Annotated in this window: 18 protein-coding genes; 16 read left to right on the forward strand and 2 right to left on the reverse strand. The window is 71.9% G+C overall.

The features are described 5' to 3' along the window. Window positions 1-169 precede the first annotated feature (169 nt). The 3 genes from HW837_RS38075 (at window position 170) to HW837_RS38085 (ending at window position 3,475) form a co-directional block, all read left to right on the forward strand. A complete protein-coding gene (locus tag HW837_RS38075; RefSeq protein WP_045557779.1) occupies window positions 170-751 on the forward strand; it encodes a TetR/AcrR family transcriptional regulator in 582 nt (193 codons plus the stop codon). A 155-nt stretch (window positions 752-906) separates the two neighbouring features. Next, entirely contained in the window at window positions 907-1,146 is a 240-nt protein-coding gene (locus HW837_RS38080) for a heavy-metal-associated domain-containing protein (RefSeq protein ID WP_045557636.1), read from the forward strand. A gap of 34 nt (window positions 1,147-1,180) precedes the next feature. Then, window positions 1,181-3,475, forward strand: coding sequence for a heavy metal translocating P-type ATPase (locus HW837_RS38085; protein WP_193381080.1), 2,295 nt, complete (start codon window positions 1,181-1,183; stop codon window positions 3,473-3,475). Window positions 3,476-4,202: 727 nt separating this feature from the next. On the opposite strand, the gene HW837_RS38090 is transcribed toward HW837_RS38085, so the two are convergent. After that, window positions 4,203-5,492: a citrate synthase gene (locus HW837_RS38090; RefSeq protein WP_060884628.1), complete on the reverse strand. Its 1,290-nt coding sequence runs from the start codon at window positions 5,490-5,492 to the stop codon at window positions 4,203-4,205. Between the two features lie 258 nt (window positions 5,493-5,750). Then, the gene (gene recD2, locus HW837_RS38095) at window positions 5,751-8,012 is read right to left on the reverse strand and encodes an SF1B family DNA helicase RecD2 (RefSeq protein WP_045557638.1); all 2,262 of its coding nucleotides are present in this window, start codon (window positions 8,010-8,012) and stop codon (window positions 5,751-5,753) included. A 189-nt stretch (window positions 8,013-8,201) separates the two neighbouring features. Between recD2 and HW837_RS38100 the strand changes: the two genes are divergently transcribed. The 13 genes from HW837_RS38100 to HW837_RS38160 all read left to right on the forward strand — a co-directional run bounded on the left by HW837_RS38100 (window position 8,202) and on the right by HW837_RS38160 (window position 24,813). Next, a complete protein-coding gene (locus HW837_RS38100; protein WP_143110752.1) occupies window positions 8,202-8,771 on the forward strand; it encodes a hypothetical protein in 570 nt (189 codons plus the stop codon). 159 nt (window positions 8,772-8,930) lie between these two features. Further along, window positions 8,931-9,947 carry a LacI family DNA-binding transcriptional regulator gene (locus HW837_RS38105; protein WP_193381079.1) on the forward strand — a complete coding sequence of 339 codons (1,017 nt, stop codon included), beginning with the start codon at window positions 8,931-8,933 and terminating at the stop codon, window positions 9,945-9,947. Further along, on the forward strand, window positions 9,944-11,473 hold the full coding sequence (locus tag HW837_RS38110; RefSeq protein WP_045557640.1) for a sugar ABC transporter ATP-binding protein: 1,530 nt from the start codon (window positions 9,944-9,946) through the stop codon (window positions 11,471-11,473). Before HW837_RS38105 ends, HW837_RS38110 begins: the two co-directional genes overlap by 4 nt. Beyond that, complete coding sequence (locus HW837_RS38115; RefSeq protein ID WP_093790978.1) at window positions 11,463-13,424, forward strand: ABC transporter permease/substrate-binding protein; 1,962 nt, start codon at window positions 11,463-11,465, stop codon at window positions 13,422-13,424. The genes HW837_RS38110 and HW837_RS38115 overlap by 11 nt, the downstream gene beginning before the upstream one ends. Window positions 13,425-13,537: 113 nt before the next feature. Further along, window positions 13,538-14,443, forward strand: a complete 906-nt coding sequence (locus HW837_RS38120; protein WP_045557642.1) for a ribokinase — start codon at window positions 13,538-13,540, stop codon at window positions 14,441-14,443. Next, a complete protein-coding gene (rbsD, locus tag HW837_RS38125; RefSeq protein WP_045557643.1) occupies window positions 14,440-14,829 on the forward strand; it encodes a D-ribose pyranase in 390 nt (129 codons plus the stop codon). The genes HW837_RS38120 and rbsD overlap by 4 nt, the downstream gene beginning before the upstream one ends. 314 nt (window positions 14,830-15,143) lie before the next feature. Beyond that, window positions 15,144-15,476, forward strand: a complete 333-nt coding sequence (locus HW837_RS38130; RefSeq protein WP_045557644.1) for a hypothetical protein — start codon at window positions 15,144-15,146, stop codon at window positions 15,474-15,476. 33 nt (window positions 15,477-15,509) lie between these two features. Beyond that, window positions 15,510-15,821, forward strand: coding sequence for a pore-forming ESAT-6 family protein (locus HW837_RS38135; protein ID WP_193381078.1), 312 nt, complete (start codon window positions 15,510-15,512; stop codon window positions 15,819-15,821). A gap of 41 nt (window positions 15,822-15,862) precedes the next feature. Next, complete coding sequence (locus HW837_RS38140; protein WP_093790980.1) at window positions 15,863-16,180, forward strand: hypothetical protein; 318 nt, start codon at window positions 15,863-15,865, stop codon at window positions 16,178-16,180. Between the two features lie 16 nt (window positions 16,181-16,196). Then, window positions 16,197-17,582 (forward strand): type VII secretion integral membrane protein EccD, encoded by a 1,386-nt coding sequence (gene eccD, locus HW837_RS38145; RefSeq protein ID WP_093790981.1) that lies wholly within the window; start codon window positions 16,197-16,199, stop codon window positions 17,580-17,582. A gap of 655 nt (window positions 17,583-18,237) precedes the next feature. Further along, the gene (locus HW837_RS49145; RefSeq protein WP_063819898.1) at window positions 18,238-19,176 is read left to right on the forward strand and encodes a CpaE/TadZ family protein; all 939 of its coding nucleotides are present in this window, start codon (window positions 18,238-18,240) and stop codon (window positions 19,174-19,176) included. A 70-nt stretch (window positions 19,177-19,246) separates the two neighbouring features. Beyond that, complete coding sequence (gene eccCa, locus HW837_RS38155; protein WP_093790982.1) at window positions 19,247-23,281, forward strand: type VII secretion protein EccCa; 4,035 nt, start codon at window positions 19,247-19,249, stop codon at window positions 23,279-23,281. Next, window positions 23,278-24,813 (forward strand): DUF6177 family protein, encoded by a 1,536-nt coding sequence (locus tag HW837_RS38160; protein WP_193381076.1) that lies wholly within the window; start codon window positions 23,278-23,280, stop codon window positions 24,811-24,813. The genes eccCa and HW837_RS38160 overlap by 4 nt, the downstream gene beginning before the upstream one ends. Window positions 24,814-24,937: the final 124 nt, after the last annotated feature.

Genomic DNA, 24,937 nt, shown 5'->3' on the forward strand with positions numbered 1-24,937 from the left:
GTTTGTCAATCACGTCCGGAAAGCTGGGGATAACCGCGTGCCCACCCACCAGGAGAAGGAACAGCCCCAGGCCGCAGAGCAGCCCCGGAGCGACCGGCGGTCTCCGGCCGAGGAGGGATCCCGGGCCAAGGAGCAGCCGCGCCGCCGCCAGGCCCGCGGCGAGCGCCGTATCGCCCAGCTCCTCGAAGCGGCGGCCTCCGTGTTCACCTCCACCGGGTACGCCGCCGCCAGCACCAATGCCATCGCCCGCGAGGCGGGAGTCTCACCGGGGACGCTGTACCAGTTCTTCCCGAACAAGGAAGCGATCGCGATCGAGCTGAGCGAGCGGCTCATGCGGGAGATGCGCGAGACGTACGGCGTGGCGCTCGCCCCGGTGGATCCGGCGACCCCGCTGGAGGCGGCCGTGTCCGCCGCCGTCGACCGTTTCATCGACTTCAACCACCGCCACCCGGTGGTCTACACGCTGATGCACGGCCCGGACGTCCCCGGCCGGATCGCCGAGCAGCACGACGCCCTGCACGCGGCCCTGGCCGCGCGGATCGAGGCGCTGCTCACCCCCCTCCTGCCCGGCACGCCGGCCGCCGACATCACGCGCACCGCGCACGTCTGCATGGCCATGTACAAGGCCGGCCTGGAGCTGGTGCTCGGCCGCGAGGGCGAGGAGCGCGAGGCGTACATCCAGGAACTGAAGAACGTGCTGCTCCGCTACCTGGAGCCCCTGGTCTGCGACCGCCCGCCCGCGGGCCCCTAGGGTCCCCCGCGCCCCACGGCCCCGCGCCGCCCCCTCTTGGATTCATACCCCTAGGGGGTATAAGGTGGTTGTCCTGAAGGGTTACCCGACCCCGACACGGCCCGGGACACGGGTCGCGGATTCCGCCCCCACACGCCCCGATGAGGAGTAACGACATGACCACCGAGACCGACACCCAGGGCACCGTCACCGCCGTCTACAAGGTGAGCGGCATGAGCTGCGGGCACTGCGAGGGCGCTGTTTCGGGCGAGATCACCCAGCTCGACGGCGTGTCCTCGGTGAAGGCCGTCGCGTCCACCGGCGAGGTCACCGTGGTCTCGGCCGCCCCGCTCGACGAGGAGGCCGTGCGCGCCGCCGTCGACGAGGCGGGCTTCGAGCTGGTCGGCAAGGCCTGAGGCCGGGCGCCGCCACGGACGTACGGGCACGGACATGACGAGCACCACCGCGGCCGCCGCCATAGGAGACCCCGTCCACGAGGTCGAGCTGACCATCGGCGGAATGACCTGCGCCTCCTGCGCGGCCCGCGTCGAGAAGAAGCTCAACCGCCTGGACGGGGTAACCGCCTCGGTGAACTACGCGACCGAGAAGGCGAAGGTCACCTACCCCGCCGGGACGGAGGTCGCCGACCTCATCGCCACCGTGGTGAAGACGGGCTACACGGCCGAGGAGCCACCGCCCCCGACCCCTCCCCCGACCGAGGAGGACGAACCCCTCCCGGCGACGGAGGCGGAGGCGGAGGCGGACCCCGAACTCGCCTCGCTGCGGCAGCGGCTGGCCGTCTCGACGCTGCTCGCGGCGCCCGTCGTCCTGATGTCCATGATCCCCGCCCTCCAGTTCGACAACTGGCAGTGGCTCTCCCTGACGCTGGCCGCGCCCGTCGTCGTCTGGGGCGGGCTGCCCTTCCACCGGGCCGCGTCCACCAACCTCCGGCACGGCGCGGCCACGATGGACACCCTCGTCTCCGTCGGCACGCTCGCCGCCTTCGGCTGGTCCCTGTGGGCCCTCTTCCTGGGGCACGCGGGCATGCCGGGCATGCGGCACGGCTTCGAGTTCACCGTCTCCCGGACGGCCGCCTCGTCGACGATCTATCTCGAAGTGGCCGCCGGGGTGGTCGCGTTCATCCTGCTCGGCCGCTATCTGGAGGCCCGCTCCAAGCGCCGCGCGGGCGCCGCCCTCAAGGCGCTGCTGAAGCTGGGGGCCAAGGACGTCTCGGTGCTGCGGGAGGGGCGGGAGGTGCGCATCCCGGTCGGGCGGCTGGCCGTGGGCGACCGTTTCGTCGTACGCCCCGGGGAGAAGTTCGCCACCGACGGCACCGTCGTGGAGGGCGCCTCCGCCGTCGACGCGTCCATGCTGACCGGCGAGTCGGTGCCGGTGGACGTGACCGTCGGCGACACCGTCACGGGCGCGACGGTGAACGCCGGCGGGCGGCTGGTCGTCGAGGCGACCCGGATCGGCGCGGACACGCAGCTGGCCCGGATGGCACGGCTGGTGGAGGACGCGCAGAACGGCAAGGCGGAGGTGCAGCGGCTCGCCGACCGGATCTCGGCGGTGTTCGTACCGGTCGTCATCCTGATCGCGGTCGCCACGTTCGGCGCCTGGCTCGGCGCCACCGACGACATCACCGCCGCGTTCACGGCGGCCGTCGCGGTGCTGATCATCGCCTGCCCGTGCGCGCTCGGTCTCGCCACCCCGACCGCCCTGATGGTCGGCACCGGCCGGGGCGCCCAGCTCGGCATCCTCATCAAGGGCCCCGAGGTCCTGGAGTCCACCCGCCGCGTCGACACCGTCGTCCTGGACAAGACCGGCACCGTCACCACCGGCCGGATGACGCTGAAGCGGGTGTACGTCGCCGGGGACGCCCACGCGGGCAGCGGTGACATCGGCGAGGCGGACGTCCTGCGGCTCGCCGGTGCGGTCGAGCACGCCTCCGAACATCCGGTGGGCCGGGCGATCGCCGCGGGCGCCGAGGAGCGCGTGGGCACGTTGCCGCCCGTCGAGCGCTTCGAGAACCTGCCCGGAAGGGGCGTACGCGGCCTCGTGGAGGGCCACGACGTCCAGGTGGGCCGATTCCCCGGCCGGCCGCTCCCCGAGGCCGTACAGAGCGCCAAGGAGGCCGCGGAGGACGACGGGCAGACGGCGGTCGTCGTCCTCCGCGACGGCGTGGCACTCGGTGTCGTCACCGTCGCCGACGCGGTCAAGGAGACCAGCGCCGAGGCGGTACGGCGGCTGCGGGCCCTCGGGCTCACCCCGATGCTGCTGACCGGGGACAACGAACGCGTGGCCCGGTCCGTGGCCGCGGCGGTCGGCGTGCGGCCCGAGCACGTGATCGCGGAGGTGCTGCCCGAGGACAAGGCCGACGTCGTCCGTGGGCTCCAGGGCGAGGGCCGCACGGTCGCGATGGTCGGCGACGGGGTCAACGACGCCGCCGCGCTGGCCGTGGCCGACCTCGGGCTCGCGCTGGGCACGGGGACGGACGCGGCGATCGAGGCGGGCGATCTGACGCTGGTGCGCGGGGACCTGCGGGTGGCCGCCGACGCCATCCGGCTGTCGCGGCGGACCCTGTCCACGATCAAGGGCAACCTGGCCTGGGCCTTCGGATACAACGTGGCCGCGTTGCCGCTGGCCGCCGCCGGATTGCTCAACCCGATGATCGCGGGGGCGGCTATGGCCTTTTCGTCCGTTTTCGTGGTAACGAACAGCTTGCGACTCAGGACATTTTCGTGACCGCCGGGCAAAAGTCCCTCTAGAGTCCGGAAGCAGCACCACATAAGCTCTTCACAAGGCTCGCGCATCATCCTTACGCTGGGACCTCGATCACCGATTTGGGTCTCTTGCGCATCTTCAGGACATTTCGCAAGAGACGCAGATCACAGTGGAGTGAACGTAACCACCGAAGGGGTTCGTGAGTCTAAGTTGGCGATGTCAGAAGCGTCTTGGGGGGCGTGACTGGCATCTGGGGATGTCTTGGGGGACGTTCCCGGAATTGCGTTGCCGGGGCACGTGCACCGGGGAGCTTTGAGCGGCCCTCCCGTACGTACGCGTCCCGGCAGACCGCACGCCGCAGCAGAACAGACACATACAGGTAGGACGACGAGCTCCGCTCGTCAGCTCAGCGAATTCAGGCGCTGTGCCCACCAGACGCCCGGCCGGATCCCGTGGGGGGAATCCGCACCGGGACATGGGAAGGCGCCCTGCTCGCCGGCCCGTGGGGGGACCAGCGTTGCAGGGCGCCTTCCTCTATTTTTTGGGGCTCGGTTCGCCTCCGGGGCGCTTCAGCCTGTGTCGAGAGGCCGATCGTGCTCGACCCTTCGGGCCTCCGCGCGTTCGGCCTCTCGACACAGGCGCGCCCCTTCGGCTCACTCGCCGTAGGGCGCCCTCTGCTTCAGCGGGCATGCAGTGGGCCCGTGCGGAACAGTTCTCCGCACGGGCCCCCTTGCTACAAGTACTCGGCTCAGCGGGCCTCTACCGGCACGAAGTCGCGCTCGACCACGCCCGTGTAGATCTGGCGCGGGCGGCCGATGCGGGAGCCGGGCTCCTTGATCATCTCGTGCCACTGGGCGATCCAGCCCGGCAGGCGGCCGAGGGCGAAGAGGACCGTGAACATCTCGGTCGGGAAGCCCATGGCGCGGTAGATCAGGCCCGTGTAGAAGTCCACGTTCGGGTAGAGGTTGCGCGAGACGAAGTAGTCGTCGGAGAGCGCGTGCTCCTCCAGCTTCAGCGCGATGTCCAGCAGCTCGTCGGACTTGCCGAGGGCCGAGAGGACGTCGTGCGCGGCGGCCTTGATGATCTTGGCGCGGGGGTCGAAGGACTTGTAGACCCGGTGGCCGAAGCCCATCAGGCGGACGCCGTCCTCCTTGTTCTTCACCTTGCGGATGAAGGAGTCGACGTCGCCGCCGTTGGCCTGGATGCCCTCCAGCATCTCCAGGACGGACTGGTTGGCGCCGCCATGCAGCGGGCCCCAGAGCGCGGAGATGCCGGCGGAGATCGAGGCGAACATGTTCGCCTGCGAGGAGCCGACCAGGCGGACCGTGGAGGTCGAACAGTTCTGCTCGTGGTCCGCGTGCAGGATCAGCAGCTTGTCGAGCGCGGAGACGACGACCGGGTCGAGGTCGTACTCCTGGGCCGGGACCGAGAAGGTCATGCGCAGGAAGTTCTCGACGTAACCGAGGTCGTTGCGCGGGTAGACGAACGGGTGACCGATCGACTTCTTGTACGCGTAGGCCGCGATGGTCGGCAGCTTGGCGAGCAGGCGGATCGTGGAGAGGTTGCGCTGCCGCTCGTCGAACGGGTTGTGGCTGTCCTGGTAGAACGTCGACAGGGCGCTGACCACGGAGGAGAGCATCGCCATCGGGTGGGCGTCCCGGGGGAAGCCCCGGTAGAAGTTCTTGACGTCCTCGTGCAGCAGGGTGTGCTGCGTGATCTCGTTCTGGAAGGTGGAGAGCTCGTCGACGGTCGGAAGCTCGCCGTTGATCAGCAGGTACGCCACCTCGAGGAAGGTGGAGCGCTCGGCCAGCTGCTCGATCGGGTACCCGCGGTACCGAAGGATGCCCTGCTCACCGTCGAGATAGGTGACGGCGGATTTATAGGCGGCGGTGTTCCCGTAGCCGCTGTCCAGGGTGACCAGACCGGTCTGGGCCCGGAGCTTCCCGATGTCGAAGCCCTTGTCGCCGACGGTGCTGTCGATCACCGGGTAGGTGTACTCGCCGTCGCCGTACCGCAGTACTACAGAGTTGTCGCTCACGTCATCCCTCACCGACGTAGTGCCTCTTCTTCGAGGTGCCCTGACTGTCTCTACCATCCCCCAATTGGCTCTGGAGAGTGCACTCGGGGTCGACCATCGGGCCCATCGACGGCACTCAGTGCCGCCAACTTGCTCATCCTGCCCCCTCCGTCCGACATCTGGAAGGGCTGTGTGACCTTTACGACTCATTTGATCGATCAAATTTCACTCACGGGTCACCGGAACCGCACGAGAGGTTCCCCCGAACGCGGCCCATGGCTACAAAACCCGTGGTGCGAGCCGGAAGTCGAGAGCCGTGCAGCGCCGGCCCGCCGAGACCGTGCGGACCGCCTGGCCGATCGCCTTGCGGGAGCCGACGAGGACGACCAGCTTCTTCGCCCTGGTCACCGCCGTATACAAAAGGTTGCGCTGGAGCATCATCCAGGCTCCGGTGGTGACCGGGATCACCACGGCCGGGTACTCACTGCCCTGGGACCGGTGGATCGTCACCGCGTAGGCGTGCGCCAGCTCGTCCAGTTCGTCGAACTCGTACCCCACCTCCTCGTCCTCGTCGGTGAGGACCGTCAGCCGCTGGTCGACCTGGTCGAGCGCGGTGACCACCCCGACGGTGCCGTTGAAGACGCCGTTCTCGCCCTTCTCGTAATTGTTGCGAATCTGGGTGACCTTGTCGCCGACGCGGAAGACCCGGCCGCCGAACCGCTTCTCGGCCAGGTCGGGGCGGGCGGGGGTGATGGCCTGCTGGAGCAGCCCGTTGAGGGTGCCCGCGCCGGCCGGGCCCCGGTGCATGGGCGCGAGGACCTGGATGTCCCGGCGCGGGTCGAGCCCGAACCTGGCCGGAATGCGACGGGCCGCCACGTCGACCGTGAGCCGCCCGGCCTCCTCCGTGTCGTCCTCCACGAAGAGGAAGAAGTCCTTCATGCCGTCGGTGACCGGGTGCTGACCGGAGTTGATCCGGTGCGCGTTGGTCACCACACCCGACTGCTGGGCCTGGCGGAAGACCTTGGTGAGGCGGACGGCGGGGATCGGGCTGCCGTCCGCCAGCAGATCGCGGAGTACCTCGCCGGCGCCGACGCTCGGGAGCTGGTCGACGTCTCCGACGAAGAGGAGGTGGGCCCCCGGGGGCACCGCCTTCACCAGCTTGTTGGCGAGGAGGAGGTCCAGCATGGAGGCCTCGTCGACGACCACCAGATCGGCGTCCAGGGGGCGGTCCTTGTCGTAGGCCGCGTCGCCGCCGGGCTTCAGTTCCAGCAGCCGGTGGACGGTGGAGGCCTCGGCGCCGGTCAGCTCGGCGAGACGCTTGGCGGCCCGGCCGGTGGGCGCGGCCAGCACGACCTTCGCCTTCTTCGCGCGGGCCAGCTCCACGATCGAGCGGACCGTGAAGGACTTGCCGCAGCCCGGGCCGCCGGTCAGCACGGCCACCTTCTCGGTGAGCGCGAGGCGTACGGCGGCCTCCTGCTCGGGCGCCAGCTCCGCGCCCGTACGCCCCCGCAGCCAGGCCAGCGCCTTGTCCCAGGCGACGTCGTGGAAGCCGGGCATACGGTCGGCGTCGGTGCGCAGGAGACGCAACAGCTGGGCGGAGAGGGAGAGTTCGGCACGGTGGAAGGGGACGAGGTAGATGGCGGTGACCGGGTCCGCGCCGGGGTCGGCGCCGGGGACCTTCTCCCGTACGACACCGGGGTCCCCCGAGTCCTCGTCCGGCAGGGCGAGTTCGGCCAGGCACTCGATGACCAGGCCCGTGTCGACCTGGAGGAGCTTGACCGCGTCGGCGATCAGGCGCTCCTCCGGGAGATAGCAGTTGCCCTGGTCGGTGGCCTGCGAAAGGGCGTACTGCAGGCCCGCCTTGACGCGCTCCGGGCTGTCGTGGGGGATGCCGACGGACTGGGCGATCTTGTCGGCGGTGAGGAAGCCGATGCCCCATACGTCGGCGGCGAGCCGGTACGGCTGGTTCTTCACGACGCCGATCGAGGCGTCGCCGTACTTCTTGTAGATGCGGACCGCGATGGACGTGGACACCTCGACCGTCTGGAGGAAGAGCATGACCTCCTTGATCGCCTTCTGCTCCTCCCAGGCGTCGGCGATCTTCTTGGTGCGCTTGGGGCCGAGGCCCGGGACCTCGATGAGGCGCTTCGGCTCCTCCTCGATGATCTGGAGGGTGTCCAGGCCGAAGTGCTGGGTGATGCGGTCGGCGAAGATCGGACCGATGCCCTTGACCAGCCCGGAGCCGAGGTAGCGGCGGATGCCCTGGACGGTGGCCGGGAGGACGGTCGTGTAGTTCTCGACGGTGAACTGCTTGCCGTACTGCGGGTGGGAGCCCCAACGGCCCTCCATCCGCAGGGACTCGCCGACCTGGGCGCCGAGCAGCGCGCCGACGACCGTGAGGAGATCGCCGCCGCCCCGGCCGGTGTCCACGCGCGCGACCGTGTAGCCGTTGTCCTCGTTGGCGTACGTGATGCGTTCCAGGACGCCTTCGAGTACGGCGAGACGTCGTTCGCCCGGGGGGTTCCCCGCCTGCTGAGCCATGATCCGACGGTACCGGGGTGGTGTGACAGGGGCGGAGGAACGTACGGCCGGCGGTGCGCTTCGGTGGGGGTGGCCGAAAGTGATGCACACAAGCCGAGTTCCATGGAGATACTGGTGCCACTGATCATATGTATCCGGCCCAGGGCAGTGCGGTCGGCTGCTTTCGGCACGTCGACCGTGGGAGCCGACTTGACGCCTCGCAAGGGAACTGGTCGGTGCGCCGCCTTCCTGTTGACGACCGTGCTGGCGACCGGAGCGCTCGCCGGGTGCGAACTTCTTGACGCCGCTTCCACCTCGGGCTGCGAGGGCACCGAGAGCCGGGTCGACAAGCTGAAGTCGTACGGCGTTCTCGACTCCCGGCCTACGGGGACGATCCTGCCCCAGGGCTTCGAGGACCTCGACGCCGGCTGCTGGGCGGACAGCGGCGAAGCCTGGTTGTACGCCGAGCGGACCTACGTGTTCCCCGGCGACAGGACCGAAGTGATCCAGTACTACCGGGCCGCGGCGGAGCGCGAGGGGTGGAAGCTGTCCCGGGACACGCGACAGGCCTTGGAGAAGGACCCGTCCGCGAGCCTGTGCTTCACCCGCGGCGGGACGGACGACGCGACGACGCTGGACGTCTATTTCCTGACCAAGGCGACCCTTGACGCGGAGGAGACCGAGACCGGGCCCGAGTTCGCCTCCGGGTTCGGCTACCGGGTGTCCGTCGGTTCCGCGGCGTCCACGGCCGACGATTCCCCGGCCGGCTGCTCGGACTGAACGGGCCCGCCCGCGCCTGGGGCATCGCCCCGGGTGGTGACCGGCCCCCCGGTCACGATTGGATTTCGGCCATGGCCGGGCCCTTGCCCCAGCTCCGTGTAATCGATTCCAATCCTCCATGACGTCGATGTAATCGATTCCACGAGGAGGTGGGCGGCGGTGGCGAGTATCAAGGACGTCGCGGCTGAGGCGGGGGTGTCCGTCGCCACGGTGTCGCGGGTGCTCAATGACCATCCGTCGGTCAGTGCGGACGCGCGGGCGCGGGTGATGGCCGCCGTCGCGGCGCTGGGGTACCGGCCGAACGCCGTCGCGCGGTCGTTGCGCACCGACCAGACCCACACCCTCGGGCTGGTCATCAGTGACGTGATGAACCCGTACTTCACCGAGCTGGCGCGGTCCGTCGAGGAAGAGGCGCGGGCGCTCGGGTACAGCGTGATCATCGGGAACGCCGACGAGCGGCCCGAGTTGCAGGACCACCATGTGCGGAACCTGCTGGACCGGCGGATCGACGGGCTGCTCGTGTCGCCCACCGACGGTGGTTCGCCGCTGATGCTGGACGCGATCCGTGCGGGCACTCCCATGGTGTTCGTGGACCGGTGGATCCCGGGCGTGGACGTGCCGGTGGTGCGTGCCGACGGTCGCGGCGCGGTACGGGATCTCGTCGCCCATCTCCACCGGCTCGGGCACCGGCGGCTCGCGATCATCGCGGGGCCGGCCGCGACCACGACCGGTCGGGAGCGCGTCGAGGTCTTCCGCGAGGCGCTCGCCGAGCACGGGCTGCCGCTGCCGGACGCCTACATAGGGCAGGGCGACTTCCAGGCCGAGAGCGGGCGGCGGGTGACGGAGGGGTTCCTCGATCTGGCCGAGCCGCCGCAGGTCGTCTTCGCCGCCGACAACCTGATGGCGCTCGGCGCGCTGGACGCCGTCCGCGCGCGCGGGCTGCGGGTTCCGCAGGACGTCGGGCTGGCCGCGTTCGACGACATCCCCTGGTTCGTGCACACCGATCCGCCGATCACGGCGGTGGCCCAGCCGACGGGCGAGCTGGGGCGGGCCGCCGTGCGCGCGCTCGTCGACCGTATCGAGGGGCGGCCCCCGCAGTCCGTCACCCTTCCCGCCCGTCTCGTCGTACGCCTCTCGTGCGGCGAGAAACACGCACAGAACAGGAGCACGTCGTGAGCGACCCTGACGAGTTGCTGCGCATCGAAGGCATACGCAAGACCTTTCCCGGTGTGGTCGCGCTGGACGGCGTCGACTTCGAGCTGCGCCGGGGCGAGGTGCACGTCCTGCTCGGCGAGAACGGCGCGGGCAAGAGCACGCTGATCAAGATGCTCTCCGGCGCCTACACGCCCGACGCGGGGCGGATCCTGGCCGGCGGCGAGGAGGTGCGCATCCATGGTGCGCAGGACTCCGAGCGGCTCGGGATCGCCACCATCTACCAGGAGTTCAATCTCGTTCCCGACCTGACCGTCGCCGAGAACATCTTTCTGGGGCGGCAGCCGCGCCGCTTCGGGCTGATCGACCGGAAGCGGATGGAGGCCGAGGCCGCCGAGCTGCTGGAGCGGGTCGGGGTCAGCGTGTCCCCCCGCGCGCGGGTGCGTGAACTCGGCATCGCGCGGCTCCAGATGGTCGAGATCGCCAAGGCGCTGAGCCTGGACGCCCGGGTGCTGATCATGGACGAGCCGACGGCCGTGCTGACGACCGAGGAGGTCGAGAAGCTCTTCTCGATCGTGCGCCGGCTGCGCGAGGACGGCGTCGGGATCGTCTTCATCACCCATCACCTGGAGGAGATCGCCGCCCTGGGGGATCGCGTGACGGTCATCCGGGACGGGAAGAGCGTCGGGCAGGTGCCGGCCACCACGCCGCAGGACGAGCTCGTACGGCTCATGGTCGGGCGGTCGATCGAGCAGCAGTACCCGAGGGAGCGGGCGGAGTCGGGTGAGGCGTTGCTCGTCGTCGAAGGGCTCACGCGGGACGGCGTATTTCACGACGTCAGCTTCGAGGTGCGGGCCGGTGAGGTCGTCGGCATCGCGGGGCTCGTGGGGGCCGGGCGTACGGAGGTCGTGCGGGCGGTGTTCGGCGCCGATCCGTACGACGAGGGCGCCGTGCGGGTCGCCGGTTCCGCGGTGCCCGGGGACGACGTGGGCGCCGCCATGGCCGCCGGGATCGGGCTGGTGCCCGAGGACCGCAAGGGCCAGGGGCTGGTGCTGGACGCGTCCGTGGAGGAGAACCTCGGCCTGGTGACCCTGCGGGGCGCGACCAGGGGCGGCTTCGTCGACCTCAAGGGGCAGCGGGCGAACGCGGCCCGGGTCGCAGAGCGGCTCGGGGTCCGGATGGCCGGGCTGCACCAGCATGTGCGCACCCTCTCCGGCGGCAACCAGCAGAAGGTCGTCATCGGCAAGTGGCTGCTGGCGGACACCAGGGTGCTGATCCTCGACGAGCCGACGCGCGGCATCGACGTCGGCGCGAAGGTCGAGATCTACGAACTGATCAACGAGCTGACGGCCGCCGGTGCCGCCGTGCTGATGATCTCCAGTGACCTGCCCGAGGTGCTCGGTATGAGCGACCGGGTGCTGGTCATGGCCCAGGGGCGGATCGCGGGCGAACTCGCCGCCGCCGAGGCCACCCAGGACGCGGTGATGGCGCTCGCCGTGTCCCACCCCACCACCCCTGTGACTGGAACGGAGGCCTCCGATGGCCGCTGACACGCTCAAGAGCACGCCGGGCGCGCGTGGCGCCTCGGGGACGTCGGGGCTTCGCCGGCTCCTGCTCGACAACGGCGCGCTGACCGCGCTCATCGTCCTCGTCGTCGCGATGTCGGTGCTGTCCGGCGACTTCCTGACGGCCGACAACCTGCTCAACATCGGCGTCCAGGCCGCCGTCACCGCGATCCTCGCGTTCGGTGTGACCTTCGTGATCGTCTCGGCGGGCATCGACCTGTCGGTGGGTTCGGTGGCGGCCCTGTCGGCCACCGTGCTGGCCTGGAGCGCGACTTCGGAGGGTGTCCCGGTCCCGATAGCCGTGCTCCTCGCCGTCGTCACCGGCATCGCGTGCGGTCTCGTCAACGGCTTCCTGATCTCGTACGGGAAGCTGCCGCCGTTCATCGCGACGCTCGCCATGCTGTCGGTGGGGCGCGGTCTGTCTCTGGTGATCTCGCAGGGCAGCCCGATCGCGTTCCCGGAGTCGGTATCGCACCTCGGGGACAACCTGGGCGGCTGGCTGCCGGTGCCGGTCCTGGTGATGCTGGTCCTGGGCGGTGTGACGGCCGTGATCCTGGGCCGTACGTACATCGGGCGTGCCATGTACGCGATCGGCGGCAACGAGGAGGCGGCCCGGCTGTCGGGGCTGCGGGTGAAGCGGCAGAAGCTCGTCATCTACGCGCTGTCCGGGCTGTTCGCCGCCGCCGCGGGCATCGTGCTCGCCTCCCGGCTCTCCTCGGCGCAGCCGCAGGCCGCGCAGGGCTATGAGCTGGACGCGATCGCTGCGGTCGTCATCGGCGGTGCCTCGCTGGCCGGCGGTACGGGCAAGGCGTCGGGGACGCTGATCGGCGCGCTGATCCTGGCGGTGCTCAGGAACGGCCTCAACCTGCTGTCCGTGTCCGCCTTCTGGCAGCAGGTCGTCATCGGTGTCGTGATCGCGCTGGCGGTTCTGCTGGACACCGTGCGGCGGAAGGCGGGGGCGACCCCGGTGGCGGCCGGTGCCGGTGGCTCCGGGGACCGGAGGAAGCAGGCGCTGACGTACGTGCTGGCCGCGGTGGTCGCGGCGGCCGTCGTGGGCGCGACCTCGTTCCTGCACACCGGGTCGTCGGCGGCGAAGAGCGAGAAGATCGGGCTGTCGCTGTCGACGCTCAACAACCCGTTCTTCGTGCAGATCCGGGCCGGCGCCCAGGACGAGGCGAAGAAGCTGGGCGTGGACCTGTCCGTCACCGACGCGCAGAACGACGCCTCGCAGCAGGCCAACCAGTTGCAGAACTTCACCAGCGAGGGCCTCGGCACGATCATCGTCAACCCGGTGGACTCCGACGCGGTGACCCCGGCGGCGAAGGCCGTCAACAAGGCGGACATCCCGCTGGTGGCCGTCGACCGCGCGGTGAACGGCGCGGACACGGCCGCGCTCGTCGCCTCCGACAACGTCAGCGGCGGAAAGCTGGCCGCCAAGTCGCTCGCCGAGAAGCTCGGCGGCAAGGGCGAGATCGTCATCCTCCAGGGCCAGGCGGGCACCTCCGCCAGCCGGGAGCGCGGCGCCGGCTTCGCCGAGGGCCTGAAGGCCTACCCGGGCATCAAGGTCCTCGCCAAGCAGCCGGCCGACTGGGACCGCACCAAGGGGCTCGACGTGATGACGAACATGCTCCAGGCCAACCGTGGCGTCGACGGTGTCTTCGCCGAGAACGACGAGATGGCGCTCGGCGCGATCAAGGCGCTCGGCGCCAAGGCCGGAAAGTCCGTCCAGGTCATCGGGTTCGACGGCACCGCCGACGGGCTGAAGGCCGTGGAGGCGGGCACGCTGTACGCGTCGGTCGCGCAGCAGCCCGCCGAACTCGGCAGGATCGCGGTGCGCAACGCGGTCGAGGCCGCCAAGGGCGAGAAGGTCGAGAAGTCGGTGATGGTGCCGGTGAAGGTGGTCACGTCCGAGAACGTGGCCGAGTTCAGCGGCTGACACGATGCGGTGGCCGGACGGGAGCACGCGGACCCGTCCGGCCGCCTCGGCGTTTCCGCCCGCGGCGCGACCGGCCGTCGGCGGCTCACTCCACCTGCACAGGGAGATGGATCATGTACGACTACGACCTCCTGGTCGTGGGATCGGCCAATGCCGACCTGGTGATCGGTGTCGAGCGCCGGCCGGGGGCCGGTGAGACCGTGCTCGGCTCCGACCTGGCCGTGCACCCGGGCGGCAAGGGTGCCAACCAGGCCGTCGCGGCGGCCCGGCTCGGGGCACGCACGGCGCTACTGGCGCGGGTCGGCGACGACGGCCACGGGCGGCTGCTGCTCGACTCGCAGCGCGCGGCCGGGGTCGACACGGCCGGCGTGCTGGTCGGCGGGGCGCCCACCGGGGTCGCGCTGATCACGGTGGACCCGTCGGGCGACAACAGCATCGTGGTGTCGCCGGGCGCCAACGGGAGGCTGACCCCCGAGGACGTACGGGCGGCGGATCCGCTGCTGCGGGCCTCGCGGGTGGTCTCGGCGCAGTTGGAGATCCCGTTGGAGACGGTGGTGGAGGTGGTGCGGCGGCTGCCGGAGGGGACGCGTTTCGTGCTGAACCCGTCGCCGCCCAGGGAGTTGCCCGCCGAGGTGCTGGCCGCCTGTGATCCGCTGATCGTCAACGAGCACGAGGCGCGGATCATCGTCGGGGGTGAGCCGTCGGGATCCCCTTCGCCGGAGGACTGGGCGCGGGCGCTGCTGGCGCTCGGGCCGCGTTCGGTGGTGGTGACGCTGGGCGCGGAGGGTGCGCTGGTCGCGACCGCCGAGGGCAGTGCGCGGGTGGCGGCGGTGAAGGTGGAGGCCGTGGACACCACGGGCGCCGGGGACGCGTTCACGGCGGCGCTGGCGTGGAGGCTGGGGGCGGGGTCGGCGCCGGCCGAGGCCGCCGCGTACGCGGCCCGGGTGGGGGCCGCCGCCGTCACCAGGGCCGGGGCGCAGGTGTCGTTCCCGACCGCCGAGGAGGTCGCGGCGCTGTGAAGCGGAGCGGGATACTCAACCGTCATCTGGCGGGCGCCATCGCCGAGTTGGGGCACGGGCACGGGGTGCTGGTGTGCGACGCGGGGATGCCGGTGCCGCAGGGGCCGCGCGTGGTCGACCTGGCGTTCCGGGCGGGGGTTCCGTCGTTCGCGGAGGTGCTGGACGGGCTGCTCGACGACATCGTGGTCGAGGGGGCGACGGCGGCGTACGAGGTGCGGGAGGCCAATCTGGAGGCGACGGCGCTGCTGGAGGACCGCTTCCCGGAACTGGAGCTGGTGTCCCACGAGAAGCTGAAGGAGCTGTCGGCGGGCGCGCGGCTGGTCGTACGGACCGGGGAGGCGCGGCCGTACGCGAACGTGCTGTTGCGGTGCGGGGTGTTCTTCTGATCCCCCTGCTCCGACCACCGGCATATGTTTCGAGGGGCCCGGTTCAGTGGACCGGGCCCCTCGGCTTTCCCCTCCGTATCAAGACCCCCGCGATCCCCCCGGATCCCCCTCCGAGAAGTCCTGATGCCACGTACGACCCGCGAGGTGGGGGGAGGGTTGCACGGCGGCCCAAAGAATTTTGCGCGGGACCACAAGGCTGTTCGTATTGTGTTCCGATGGTGTCACCGGCCCGGCAAGCGCGTTGCGGGTGCAACGCGTTGTGGGAGAGCATGTTCGAGACGTAGGTGACCCAGACACACGGGGGTGGACACGACGTGAAGTTCGACATGGGGTCGACGACCCTGGCGGAGCTCGGGAAGAGCACGCTCGGTTCGAGCGACGATCTCGGGACCCTGATCCAGCTGCTGATCAGCGCGGCCGAGCCGCTGGAGGGCAAGTTCAACGGCGCGGGCAAGGCGGCGTTCGACTCGTTCAAGAACCGCGCGGACGAGATCACCGCCGATCTCAACGGCTCGCTCGCCGCGATCCTGGGCGGTCAGTCGGGCATGGACAACGCCTTCGGCACCGGTGACGTGGAGTCCCAGGACAACGCCAACCAGAACATGGGCCTGGCCAACTTCGACGCGGCCCGCTTCGGCGCCCGATAAGCAGCGACGAGCAGGAACGAGGGGGAAGTACTCATGGCTCAGAAGCAGGACCGCCGTTCGTACGACACCGGGGCCTCCGGCGAGGTGCAGACCGCGCTCGGCACGATCGTGGGGCAGCTGGAGCGGGTGCTCGGCGACCGTGACGCCGCCGTCAAGGCCGCGATGACCGAGTTCCAGGCGGACGGTGTCTCGGACGACTACCACGGCAAGGAAGAGCGCTGGAAGAAGGCGGCGGACGAGGTCCGCGAGATCATCCGCCTGGTACGCACCACGCTCGAACAGAACGACGGCACGGCCCAGTCCACGCTGGCCAAGGCCCGCGCCGCGGTCGACCAGATCGGCTGACCGGACGGCGCTGAGCGAGAAGTGAACGGGGTTCCGTAGCCGTGGCGGCGCAGGATTACGACAGCCAGTTGCTGGAGTCGGTGTCGGTGCGGCGTCGACGGCTGCGGGACGCCCTGTTGTTCGGGGCGCAGCGGCAGCGGCGCTCGGTGGACGAGCGGATCGGGAAGGTCTTCGCCGGGATCGTCATCGCGGCGGTGCTGTGCGCGGGATGTGTGGGGTGGTCGTTCGTGTCGAACCGCATCATCGGCAAGAGCCCGTACGGGAGTTCGGTGCAGCCGTCGGTGACGCCCTCGGGGACGCCGTCCTCATCGGGCTCCCCGTCGGCTTCCACCGCCCCGACCAGCTCTTCTTCCCGGTGATAGGTTCGAAAACGTGATGTCTACGGGGACGTTGGGGCAGGCCACGGGTGGTGCGCGGACGGCGCTCAGCCGGGTCACGCTGGTGGGCGAGCGGCGGCGGGTGGACCTCGTGCTGCCGTCGCGGGAACCGGTCGGGCTGCTGCTGCCGGAGATCATGCGGCTGCTCGACGACCGGGTGGGCGAGCGGCCCGAGTTGCGGCATCTCGTCACGGCCGACGGTTCCGCGCTGGCGCACGACAGCACCCTGGAGACCGCCGGGATCCCGGACGGCGCCGTGCTGCGGCTCGTCCGGGCCGAGGACGCGCCGTCGGCGCCCGTCGTGCACGACGTCACCGACGAGGCGGCCGAGGATCTCGACGCCCGGGGGCTGCGCTGGGGGCCGGCCACGCGCCGGGGCACCGCCGGACTCGCCACGGTCGGCTGGGCCGTGGCCGCCGGACTGTTCGCACGGGACGCGTACGAGCCCGGGGTCGTCGCCGGTGCGCTCCTCGGGGTCGCGCTGGTGGCGGCGCTCACGGGCGCACTGCTGGGGCGGGCCGGGAAACGGGGCCTCGCCACCACGCTGATCTCGACGGCCGGCGCGCTGGGACTGCTGGGCGCGTCGACGCTGGCGGAGGCGCAGCGGTGGGCCGGGATGCCGCAGGCCGCCGCCATGGCCGGGGCCGGGGTCGCCACGCTCGCCCTGCTCGGGCTGTTCACGCCGCTCGGGCGGGGTGGACTGGTCGGGGCGGGGGCGCTGGCCGGGGTCTCGGTGTGCTGGCTGGGTGTCGCCGGGGTGGTGTCGGGGACGGCGTCGTCGGTGTCGGCACAGGCCGAGGTGGGGGCCGTGCTGGCCGTGGTCTCGGTGGTCGTGCTCGGGCTGCTGCCCCGGCTGGCGCTGATGGCGTCGGGGCTCTCCGGGCTCGACGACCGGCGCTCCGGGGGCGCGTCCGTGAGCCGTTTCCAGGTGTCGGCGGCGCTCACCGCGACGCACCGGGGGCTGGCGCTGGCGACGGTCACGTTGGCCGTGTCGGCCACCGCGGCCGGGGTGTTCGCGCTGCGGGCGCCCACGAAGTGGACCGTGCTGCTGACCGCCGTCACCATGGTCGTCCTCGCGCTGCGCGCGCGGGCGTTCCCACTGGTCGCCGAGGTGGTGGTGCTGCTCGGCGCGGCGACGGTGCTCGCCGTGCGGCTGGTCTCGGCGTGGCTGGACCACACCGGCGGGGCGGCCGGGCCGGTCGCCGTTCTCGTGCTGCTCGCCGTGCTGCCGCTGCTGGTGCTCGCCGTGCAGCCGGCCGAGCATGTGCGGGTACGGCTCCGGCGTCTCGGCGACACCCTCGAATCGATCGGCGTCATCGCCCTGTTCCCGCTGCTCATCGGGGTGTTCGGCGTGTACGGACGACTGCTCGACACGTTCGCTTAGGAGCTGGGGGCCGCACATGGCGCAGGCAGGGGACTGGCAGCGGGATGTGCTGCGCGAGCTGGGCCGACAGGAAGCGGTCGGCGGGGCCGCCGAAGCGACCCCCGAGCCACTGGCCCGCCGCGCCGAGCCGACGCTGAGGTTGGTGCGCTCGGCTCCGCCAGAGCCGCCGGAAGGGCAGAGGACGCCTGAGGGGGTCGAGCCCGTGGGCAGGCCTGAAGGGGCCGAGCCGCCGGGCGAGCCTGGAGGGGCTGGGCCTGGAGGCGCGTCTCAGGCCGGGGCTCCCCGTAGCTCCGCTCAGCCCTGGGCGCCCGGTGGTGGCGTTCCGGTCGAGGGCGGGCAGGCCGGGGGCTCGGTTCGCTTCGTGTCCGGAGCGGACGAGGGCGGGCAGGCCGGTCGTCCGGAGAACCCGGCGGCCGGGTCCTTCCCCGCGCCCACGAACCCCCCGGGCCCTGCGGCCCCCGCGCCCACGGCGGCCGCGTCCTCCCCCGCGCCCACGAACCCCCCGGGCCCTGCGGCCCCCGGGCCCATGAATCCCCCGCACGCCGCGCATCCCCCGCACCCCGCGACCCCTGGGACCCCCGAGCCCACGAACCCCCTGGCGCCCACATCCCCGGCCCCCACCACCCCCGCTCCCCCCGCCCCGCGAGACCCCCGCGTGCCGCAGACCCCGGTGCACGCGCCGGACTCCGTGCCCACCATCGATCCGCGGCTCGCCCATGCGCTCGGGCGGCCGCAGCGCGGGGAGTCCGTCGCTCGGCGGACGGGGCGGTCGATACGGAAGCTGACGGGGTCGGCCGCGCAGGACGTGGCCGAGGAGACGCGTATCGCCCGGGAGTTGCAGCAGCCGGTGACCACCGGGCGGGTCGTCGCGGTGACCTCGATCCGGGGCGGCGTCGGCAAGTCGACGATCGCCGCGCTGCTGGGACGGACGTTCAACCACTACCGCCACGACCCGGTGCTCACCCTGGAGGCCGACGCCGCGCTGGGCACCCTGCCCGTGCGGATGGGTGCCGACTCCGTGCGCTGGGCGGCGGCCGACCTCGCGCGGATCCTCAACCCCGCCATGCAGCTCACCGATGTCACCGGCTACCTCGTGCCCGTGTCGGACGGCGGCTGGCTGCTGCCCGGCAGCCAGGGCCGCGTCGGCGCCCCGCTGGACATCCGTACGTACCGCACGGTGACCCTCGCGCTGCGCCGCTACTTCGCGGTGACCGTCGTGGACTGCGAGACCCTGCCGGGCGAGGTGGCCCGTACGGCGATGGACACCGCCCACGCGCGCGTGGTCGTGGCGCCGATGACCGCCGAGGGTGTCAACGGCACCCGCCAGGTCCTGGACTGGCTCGGCCAGTTGCCGCACTCCGCGCTCTCCTCGACCGTCGTCGCGCTGACCGCCAACTCCCCCGACGTCACGCTGGACCGCGCCACGGCCGTCGCCCACCTCAAGGAGTCCGGCGTCCACGTCGTCACCGTCCCCTACGACCGCCACCTCGCCCAGGGCGGACCCATCCGCACCGCCCTGCTGGGCCAGGAGACCCGCGCGGCGGCGATCACGCTGGCCGCGGAGGCCATGACCCGCGCGGTGAGGATGCGATGAGCGGCCACCGCCACAGGCACCGCCGTCACCGGCGCACCGCCCACCCGTATGGAGAAGAAGGGGTCCGTTCGTGACCCAGGAGTTGATCCACCGGCCCGCTCGGAGCACCCGGCCGCTCGGTGCCGCCGGGGCCCGGACGATCGAGCCGCCGCCGAACCTCCCGGAGGGCAAGGCCGGGACCGCCGCCACCGCGCTGCTGCCGATGGCCGGTGTCATGGGCTCGGTCGTGATGATGACCGTGATCCGCAACAGCCAGTTCGCGGCACTCGGCGCGATCGTGCTCGTGTTCGCGCTGCTCGGCGCGGTGGCCCTCTTCCTCTCCCAGCGCGGCAAGGCGCAGCGCACCCGGCGCACCCAGCGCGAACGGTATCTGGAGTATCTGGAGGAACTGCGCGAGGAGTTCGGGGCCGAGGAGCGGGAGCGGCGGGCGCTCGCGCGGGTGCTGAATCCGCCCCCGGAGGCGCTGTACGACCTGGTGCGCGACCCGGCCCGGCTCTGGGAGCGGCGGCGGCAGCACGCGGACTTCCTGCGGGTGCGCGTCGGCACCGGTGACGTACCCGTGGCGGACCTGGCCATCGGGCAGAACCAGGGCGGGGTGATGACCCCGCCGGACCCGTTCATGCTGAACGAGGCGCGGGCGCTGCTGGCGCGCTACTCCGTCGCCACCGACTGCCCGATCACCGTGCCGCTGGACCGCGCGGGCAACGTCAGCGTGGTCGGCGACCGGGAGGGCGTGCTGCGGGTGGCCCGCGCGCTCCTCGTCCAGGTCGCCGTCTCGCACGCCCCCGACGACGTGGCCATGGCCCTCGGGGTGCCGGGCGAGCGGCTGGCGGACTGGGAGTGGGCGAAGTGGCTGCCGCACGTGCTGGACGCGCAGGAGCACGACGGCCCGGTGGCGGCCCGCCGGATCGCGCCGAGCCTGCCGCAGCTGGCCCGGCACTTCCGGCACGAGCTGGGCCGGCGCGCGTCGTACGCGGCGGAGGTCCGCCGGGGGCTCGCCGACCGCGGGGCGCTCGGGCTGGCGTCCCGTCTGCTCGTCGTCAGCGACGAGTACGGGGAGACTGCCGCCGAACTGCCGCGCCCGGACACGGCGGTGGGCCTCGCGGACATGGGCGTCACCGTGCTGCATCTGCTGGCGGAGCAGGTGCACGAGCCCGATCACGTGTCGGTGCGGATCACCGTGCGGGACGATCAGGTGGTGGTGGAGGACCTGCGAGATCCGGACCCCCTGGCCATCGCGGCCCGCACCGCCGTCCCGCCCGCGCACGGCACCTGCGACCAGGTCGGTGCCGCCGGTGCCGAGGGGCTCGCCCGGCTGCTCGCGCCGCTCAGGCTGTCCGCCGAGTCGGCCGCCGAGGGCACCCCCGTCACCGGGCCCGTCGACTTCCCGGGCCTCCTCGGCATCGACGACCCGGCCCTGCTGAACCTGCACGACCTGTGGGCGCCGCGCGGTGAGCGGGAGTTCCTGCGGGTGCCCATCGGGGTGACGGACCGTCACGAGCCGGTGCTGCTCGACCTCAAGGAGTCCTCGGAGCTGGGCATGGGCCCGCACGGGCTGTGCGTCGGCGCGACCGGCTCGGGCAAGAGCGAACTGCTGCGCACCCTCGTGCTGGCGCTGGCCGCCACCCACTCCCCCGAGGACCTGGCCCTCGTCCTGGTCGACTACAAGGGCGGCGCGACCTTCGCCCCGTTCACCGAACTCCCGCACGTGGCCGGTGTGATCACCAACCTGGAGAACCAGGCGGGGCTCGTCGAGCGTGTGCACTCCAGCCTCGCGGGCGAGGTCAAGCGGCGGCAGCAGGTGCTCAAGGACGCGGGGAACGTGGCCGACATCGGGCACTACGCCGCCCTGCGCGCCACCCGGCGGCCCGACCTGGAGCCGCTCCCGCATCTCTTCGTGGTGATCGACGAGTTCGGTGAACTGCTCACCGCCAAGCCGGACTTCATCGATCTCTTCCTCTCCGTCGGGCGCATCGGCCGCTCCATCGGCGTGCACCTGCTGCTGTCCAGCCAGCGCATCGAGGGCGGCAAGCTGAAGGGGCTCGACACCTATCTCTCGTACCGGCTGGGGCTGCGCACCTTCTCCGCCGACGAGTCGCGGACCGTGCTCGACACCACCGACGCCTTCCATCTGCCTCCGCTGCCGGGCTTCGGGTATCTGAAGGTGGACACGTCGACGTACGAACGGTTCAAGGCGGGGTACGTGTCGGGCGCGTACCGGGGTCCGGCGCTGGTCGCGCAGGAGGACGACACCCCGTTGGCCTGGCCGTATCCGACGTACAACACGCTCGGCGGCGAGCCCGCGGCCGGTGCGGGGGCCGAGGAGCCGAAGGCGACCAAGCGGGAGACCGGGCCGACCGTGATGTCGGTGATGGTGGACCAACTGGCCGCCGCCGCACGGCCGGTGCGGCGGATCTGGCTGCCGCCGCTGCCGGACGCGATCACGCTGGACGCGGCGGCCGGACCCGTGCGGGTGGACGAGCGCGGGCTGCGGCTGGCCACCGGGGAAGGCCCCTTGCGGGTGCCCCTCGGCGTGCTGGACGATCCGGCGAAGCAGTGGCAGGGGCACTGGGTGCTCGATCTGACGGTCGCGGGCGGTCACGCGGCGGTGATCGGCGGCCCGCAGTCCGGCAAGACGACGCTGCTGCGGACGCTCGCGCTGTCGCTGGCCACCACGCACACGCCCGCCGAGGTCGGCATCTACGGACTGGACCTGGTCGGCGGCGGACTGTCCGCACTCGCCGGGCTGCCGCACGTCGGCGGGATCGCGGGTCGGGCGGACCGGGAGCGGGCCGCGCGGACGGTCGCCGAGGTGCGGACGATGCTGATCGAGCGGGAGGAACTGTTCCGCGAGCACGGCATCGATTCGGTGGATCAGCTGCGGCGACTGCGCGCGCAGGGCGGACTGCGGGAACTGGGGTCGACGGACATCGTCCTGCTCATCGACGGATTCGGCGCGCTGCGCGACGAGTTCGCCGAGCTGGACGACACGGTCGTGGAGCTGCTCAAGCGCGGCGGCGGCTACGGCATCCACGTCGTCGGCGGCATGCTGCGCTGGAACGACGTACGGATCGCGACGCAGTCGATGTTCGGGACGCGGGTGGAGCTGCGGCTGAACGACCCGAGCGATTCGAGCGTGGACCGCAAGCTCTCCGAGACGCTGTCGCCGGACACCCCGGGGCGCGTCCTGACCGACGGCAAGCTGTTCGCGCAGGCGGCCCTCCCCCGCCTCGACGGACGGCCGTCGACGGGTGATCTCGCCCCGGCACTGGAGGACGCGGCCCGCACCATCCGCTCCACCTGGCACGGTGAACTGGCCGCTCCCGTAAGGGTGTTGCCGACCCGGCTGGCACCGGACCGGCTGCCGTCGGTGGTCGCCGAGCCGCACCGGGTGCCGATCGGCGTGGACCAGGACGCCCTCGCGCCCGCGCTGCTGGACCTGTTCGGCTCGGACCAGCATCTGCTGATCCTCGGCGACAACGAGTGCGGCAAGACGAACCTGCTGAAGCTGGTCGCGGCACGCCTCGTGGAGCGGTACTCGGACGAGGAGCTGGTCTTCGGGGTGTTCGACCCGAGGCGCGGCCTGCGGGGCGTGATCCCGGAGCCGTACCGGGGCGGGTACGCGCACAACGCGAAGCTCGCGGCGGGGCTGTCGAACGGGATCGCGGGCGAGCTGGAGAAGCGGATGCCCCAGAGCGCCGACCCGGACGCGCTGACGGACGAGCCCGCGTTCGAGGGCCCGCGGATCGTGATCCTGGTCGACGACTACGACATCCTCACCACCGCCGGGCAGCAGCCGCTGGCCCCCTTCCTGCCGTACGTGTCGTCGGCGCAGGACATCGGGCTGCACTTCGTGATCACCCGCCGGGTGGCGGGGTCGTCCCGGGCGATGTACGAGCCGCTGTTGCAGACCCTCCGCGAGACCGGCACGGCCGCGCTGCTGATGACCGGTGAGCGGAGCGAGGGTCAGCTCTTCCCCGGCCTGTACGCCTCGGCGCAGCCGGCCGGGCGGGGCACGCTGGTCCGCCGGGGCCGGCCCCACCAGCTCGTCCAGACCGCACTCGACAGCACCGCACTCACCAGCGAGGAGGGCGCCCGCCCGTGACCAAGGACGTCATCGCCCTGACCCCGAAGATGCCCGATGTCTGGGCCCTCATGACGAGCCTGTACGCCGGCGGCTCCGAGCTGGACCTGTCGGCGGCGGCCGAGGGCGCGGTCGTCCAGCTGCACGGGCCCGGTGGCCGCCCGCTGGTGTCCGTGGAGTCGCCGGTGCTGGTCCAGGTGCCCGGTGAGGCGGAGCGGCTGCTCGGGCAGCGCGCGGCGGTCCCGTACTGGTGGACGGAGGCGCGGGCGTCCACGGCCGTCCCCGAGGCGGAGCGGCTCGCGGAGGTGGTCTGCGGGCGGCTCAACGCCCTGCTGGGCGGCTCGACCTGGCCTCCGGGGGCGGCGGCGAGCACCCAGGTGGTCGATGTGTCCGCCGTGCCGTCGGCGGGGTCGGGGCAGCCGGCCGTGGACGTGGTGACCGACCACGCGGCCGTCGTCCTCATCGACCGGCCGGTGGTGGCGCTGACCAGCTGGCTCGCGGAGATCATGCGGACGGCGGCGGTGTCCCGGCGGTCCCTCCAGATCGTCACGCCGCGCGGCGTCCGTCTGACCCCCGCCGCCCGGACCGCGCTGGCCCGCGTCCCCAACCGCTGGGTCGTCCAGGACCCGGAGTGCGGGTACTACGACGGGCTGTCGGGGGCGGTGCTGCGCTGGCGGGACGGCGCGTTCTCGCCCGCGCTCGCGGAGGACGGGACGGCGGCCGTGGCCCCGGCGTTCACCCGCCGCACGACGGACGGTGACGCGCCGGGCGGCACCACGGACGGCGCCACGGGCGACGCGTCCGAGGGCGAGGGCACGGGCGCGGGCACGTCGGACGGCCCCGCCCCGGAGGGCGCCGCCGACGACGTCCCCGGCCGCCAGTTGCTCGTCGCCCTCCGTACGGTGCACAGGGCCGACGAACATCTGCTGCTGGGCCGCGGCCTGGAGGCGGCCTGGAAGGCGCTGACGGGCACGGCACCGGCGGGCTGGGGCACGGCCGAGCCGGTCAACCTCCCCTGGTCACCACGGCAGTTGACCGACCTCGCCCGGGAGCGGGCGCCCGAACCCTCGCAGCTGATCGTCGTCGGCACACCGGACCGGCCCGCGACGGCGACGGTCCGGGTGACCCGGACGACGAAGGGCGTGGAGGAGGACGTGGTCCTCACCATCGGCTACGCCGCCGGTGAGCACCCGCCGCTGGACCGCGTCGAGGCGCTGGCCGACACCCTGGTCCGGGAGCACGGCCTGCGGACCCTGCTGACCTCGGTGCGCGTGGCCCGCGCCGACCTGACGACCGCGCCCCGCCTGGAGGGACCGCCGCTGCCGGCGACCTTCACGCTCGGCCCGGACGACGTGCACACCGTCGGCCTGGACCACGCGCGCCGGCCACCGGTCGAGGTCCGCCCGAAACAGCTCGGCCCGACGTCCCGCCCGGCCCTGCACTACCCCCTCGGCGACGGCACGGACCCCGCCTCCTGGACACGACTCCAGCAGCTCACGGCCCATCTCCGCGACGATCATTCCCGGCCATCCACCCCTGCTCAGCAAGGGTGACTCGCGTCACTAACTCAACGACCAATACGAGCAGTACGAGCTCTGACAGGAGAAGGATTTACCGGCCTGACCTGGGTCTCTAACCTCCCGGCAACAGCTGCCAGAAGGCACGCGCCAGGAGGAG

Origin of the sequence: Streptomyces caniscabiei (assembly GCF_014930365.1) — a bacterium.
Classification (GTDB): domain Bacteria; phylum Actinomycetota; class Actinomycetes; order Streptomycetales; family Streptomycetaceae; genus Streptomyces; species Streptomyces caniscabiei.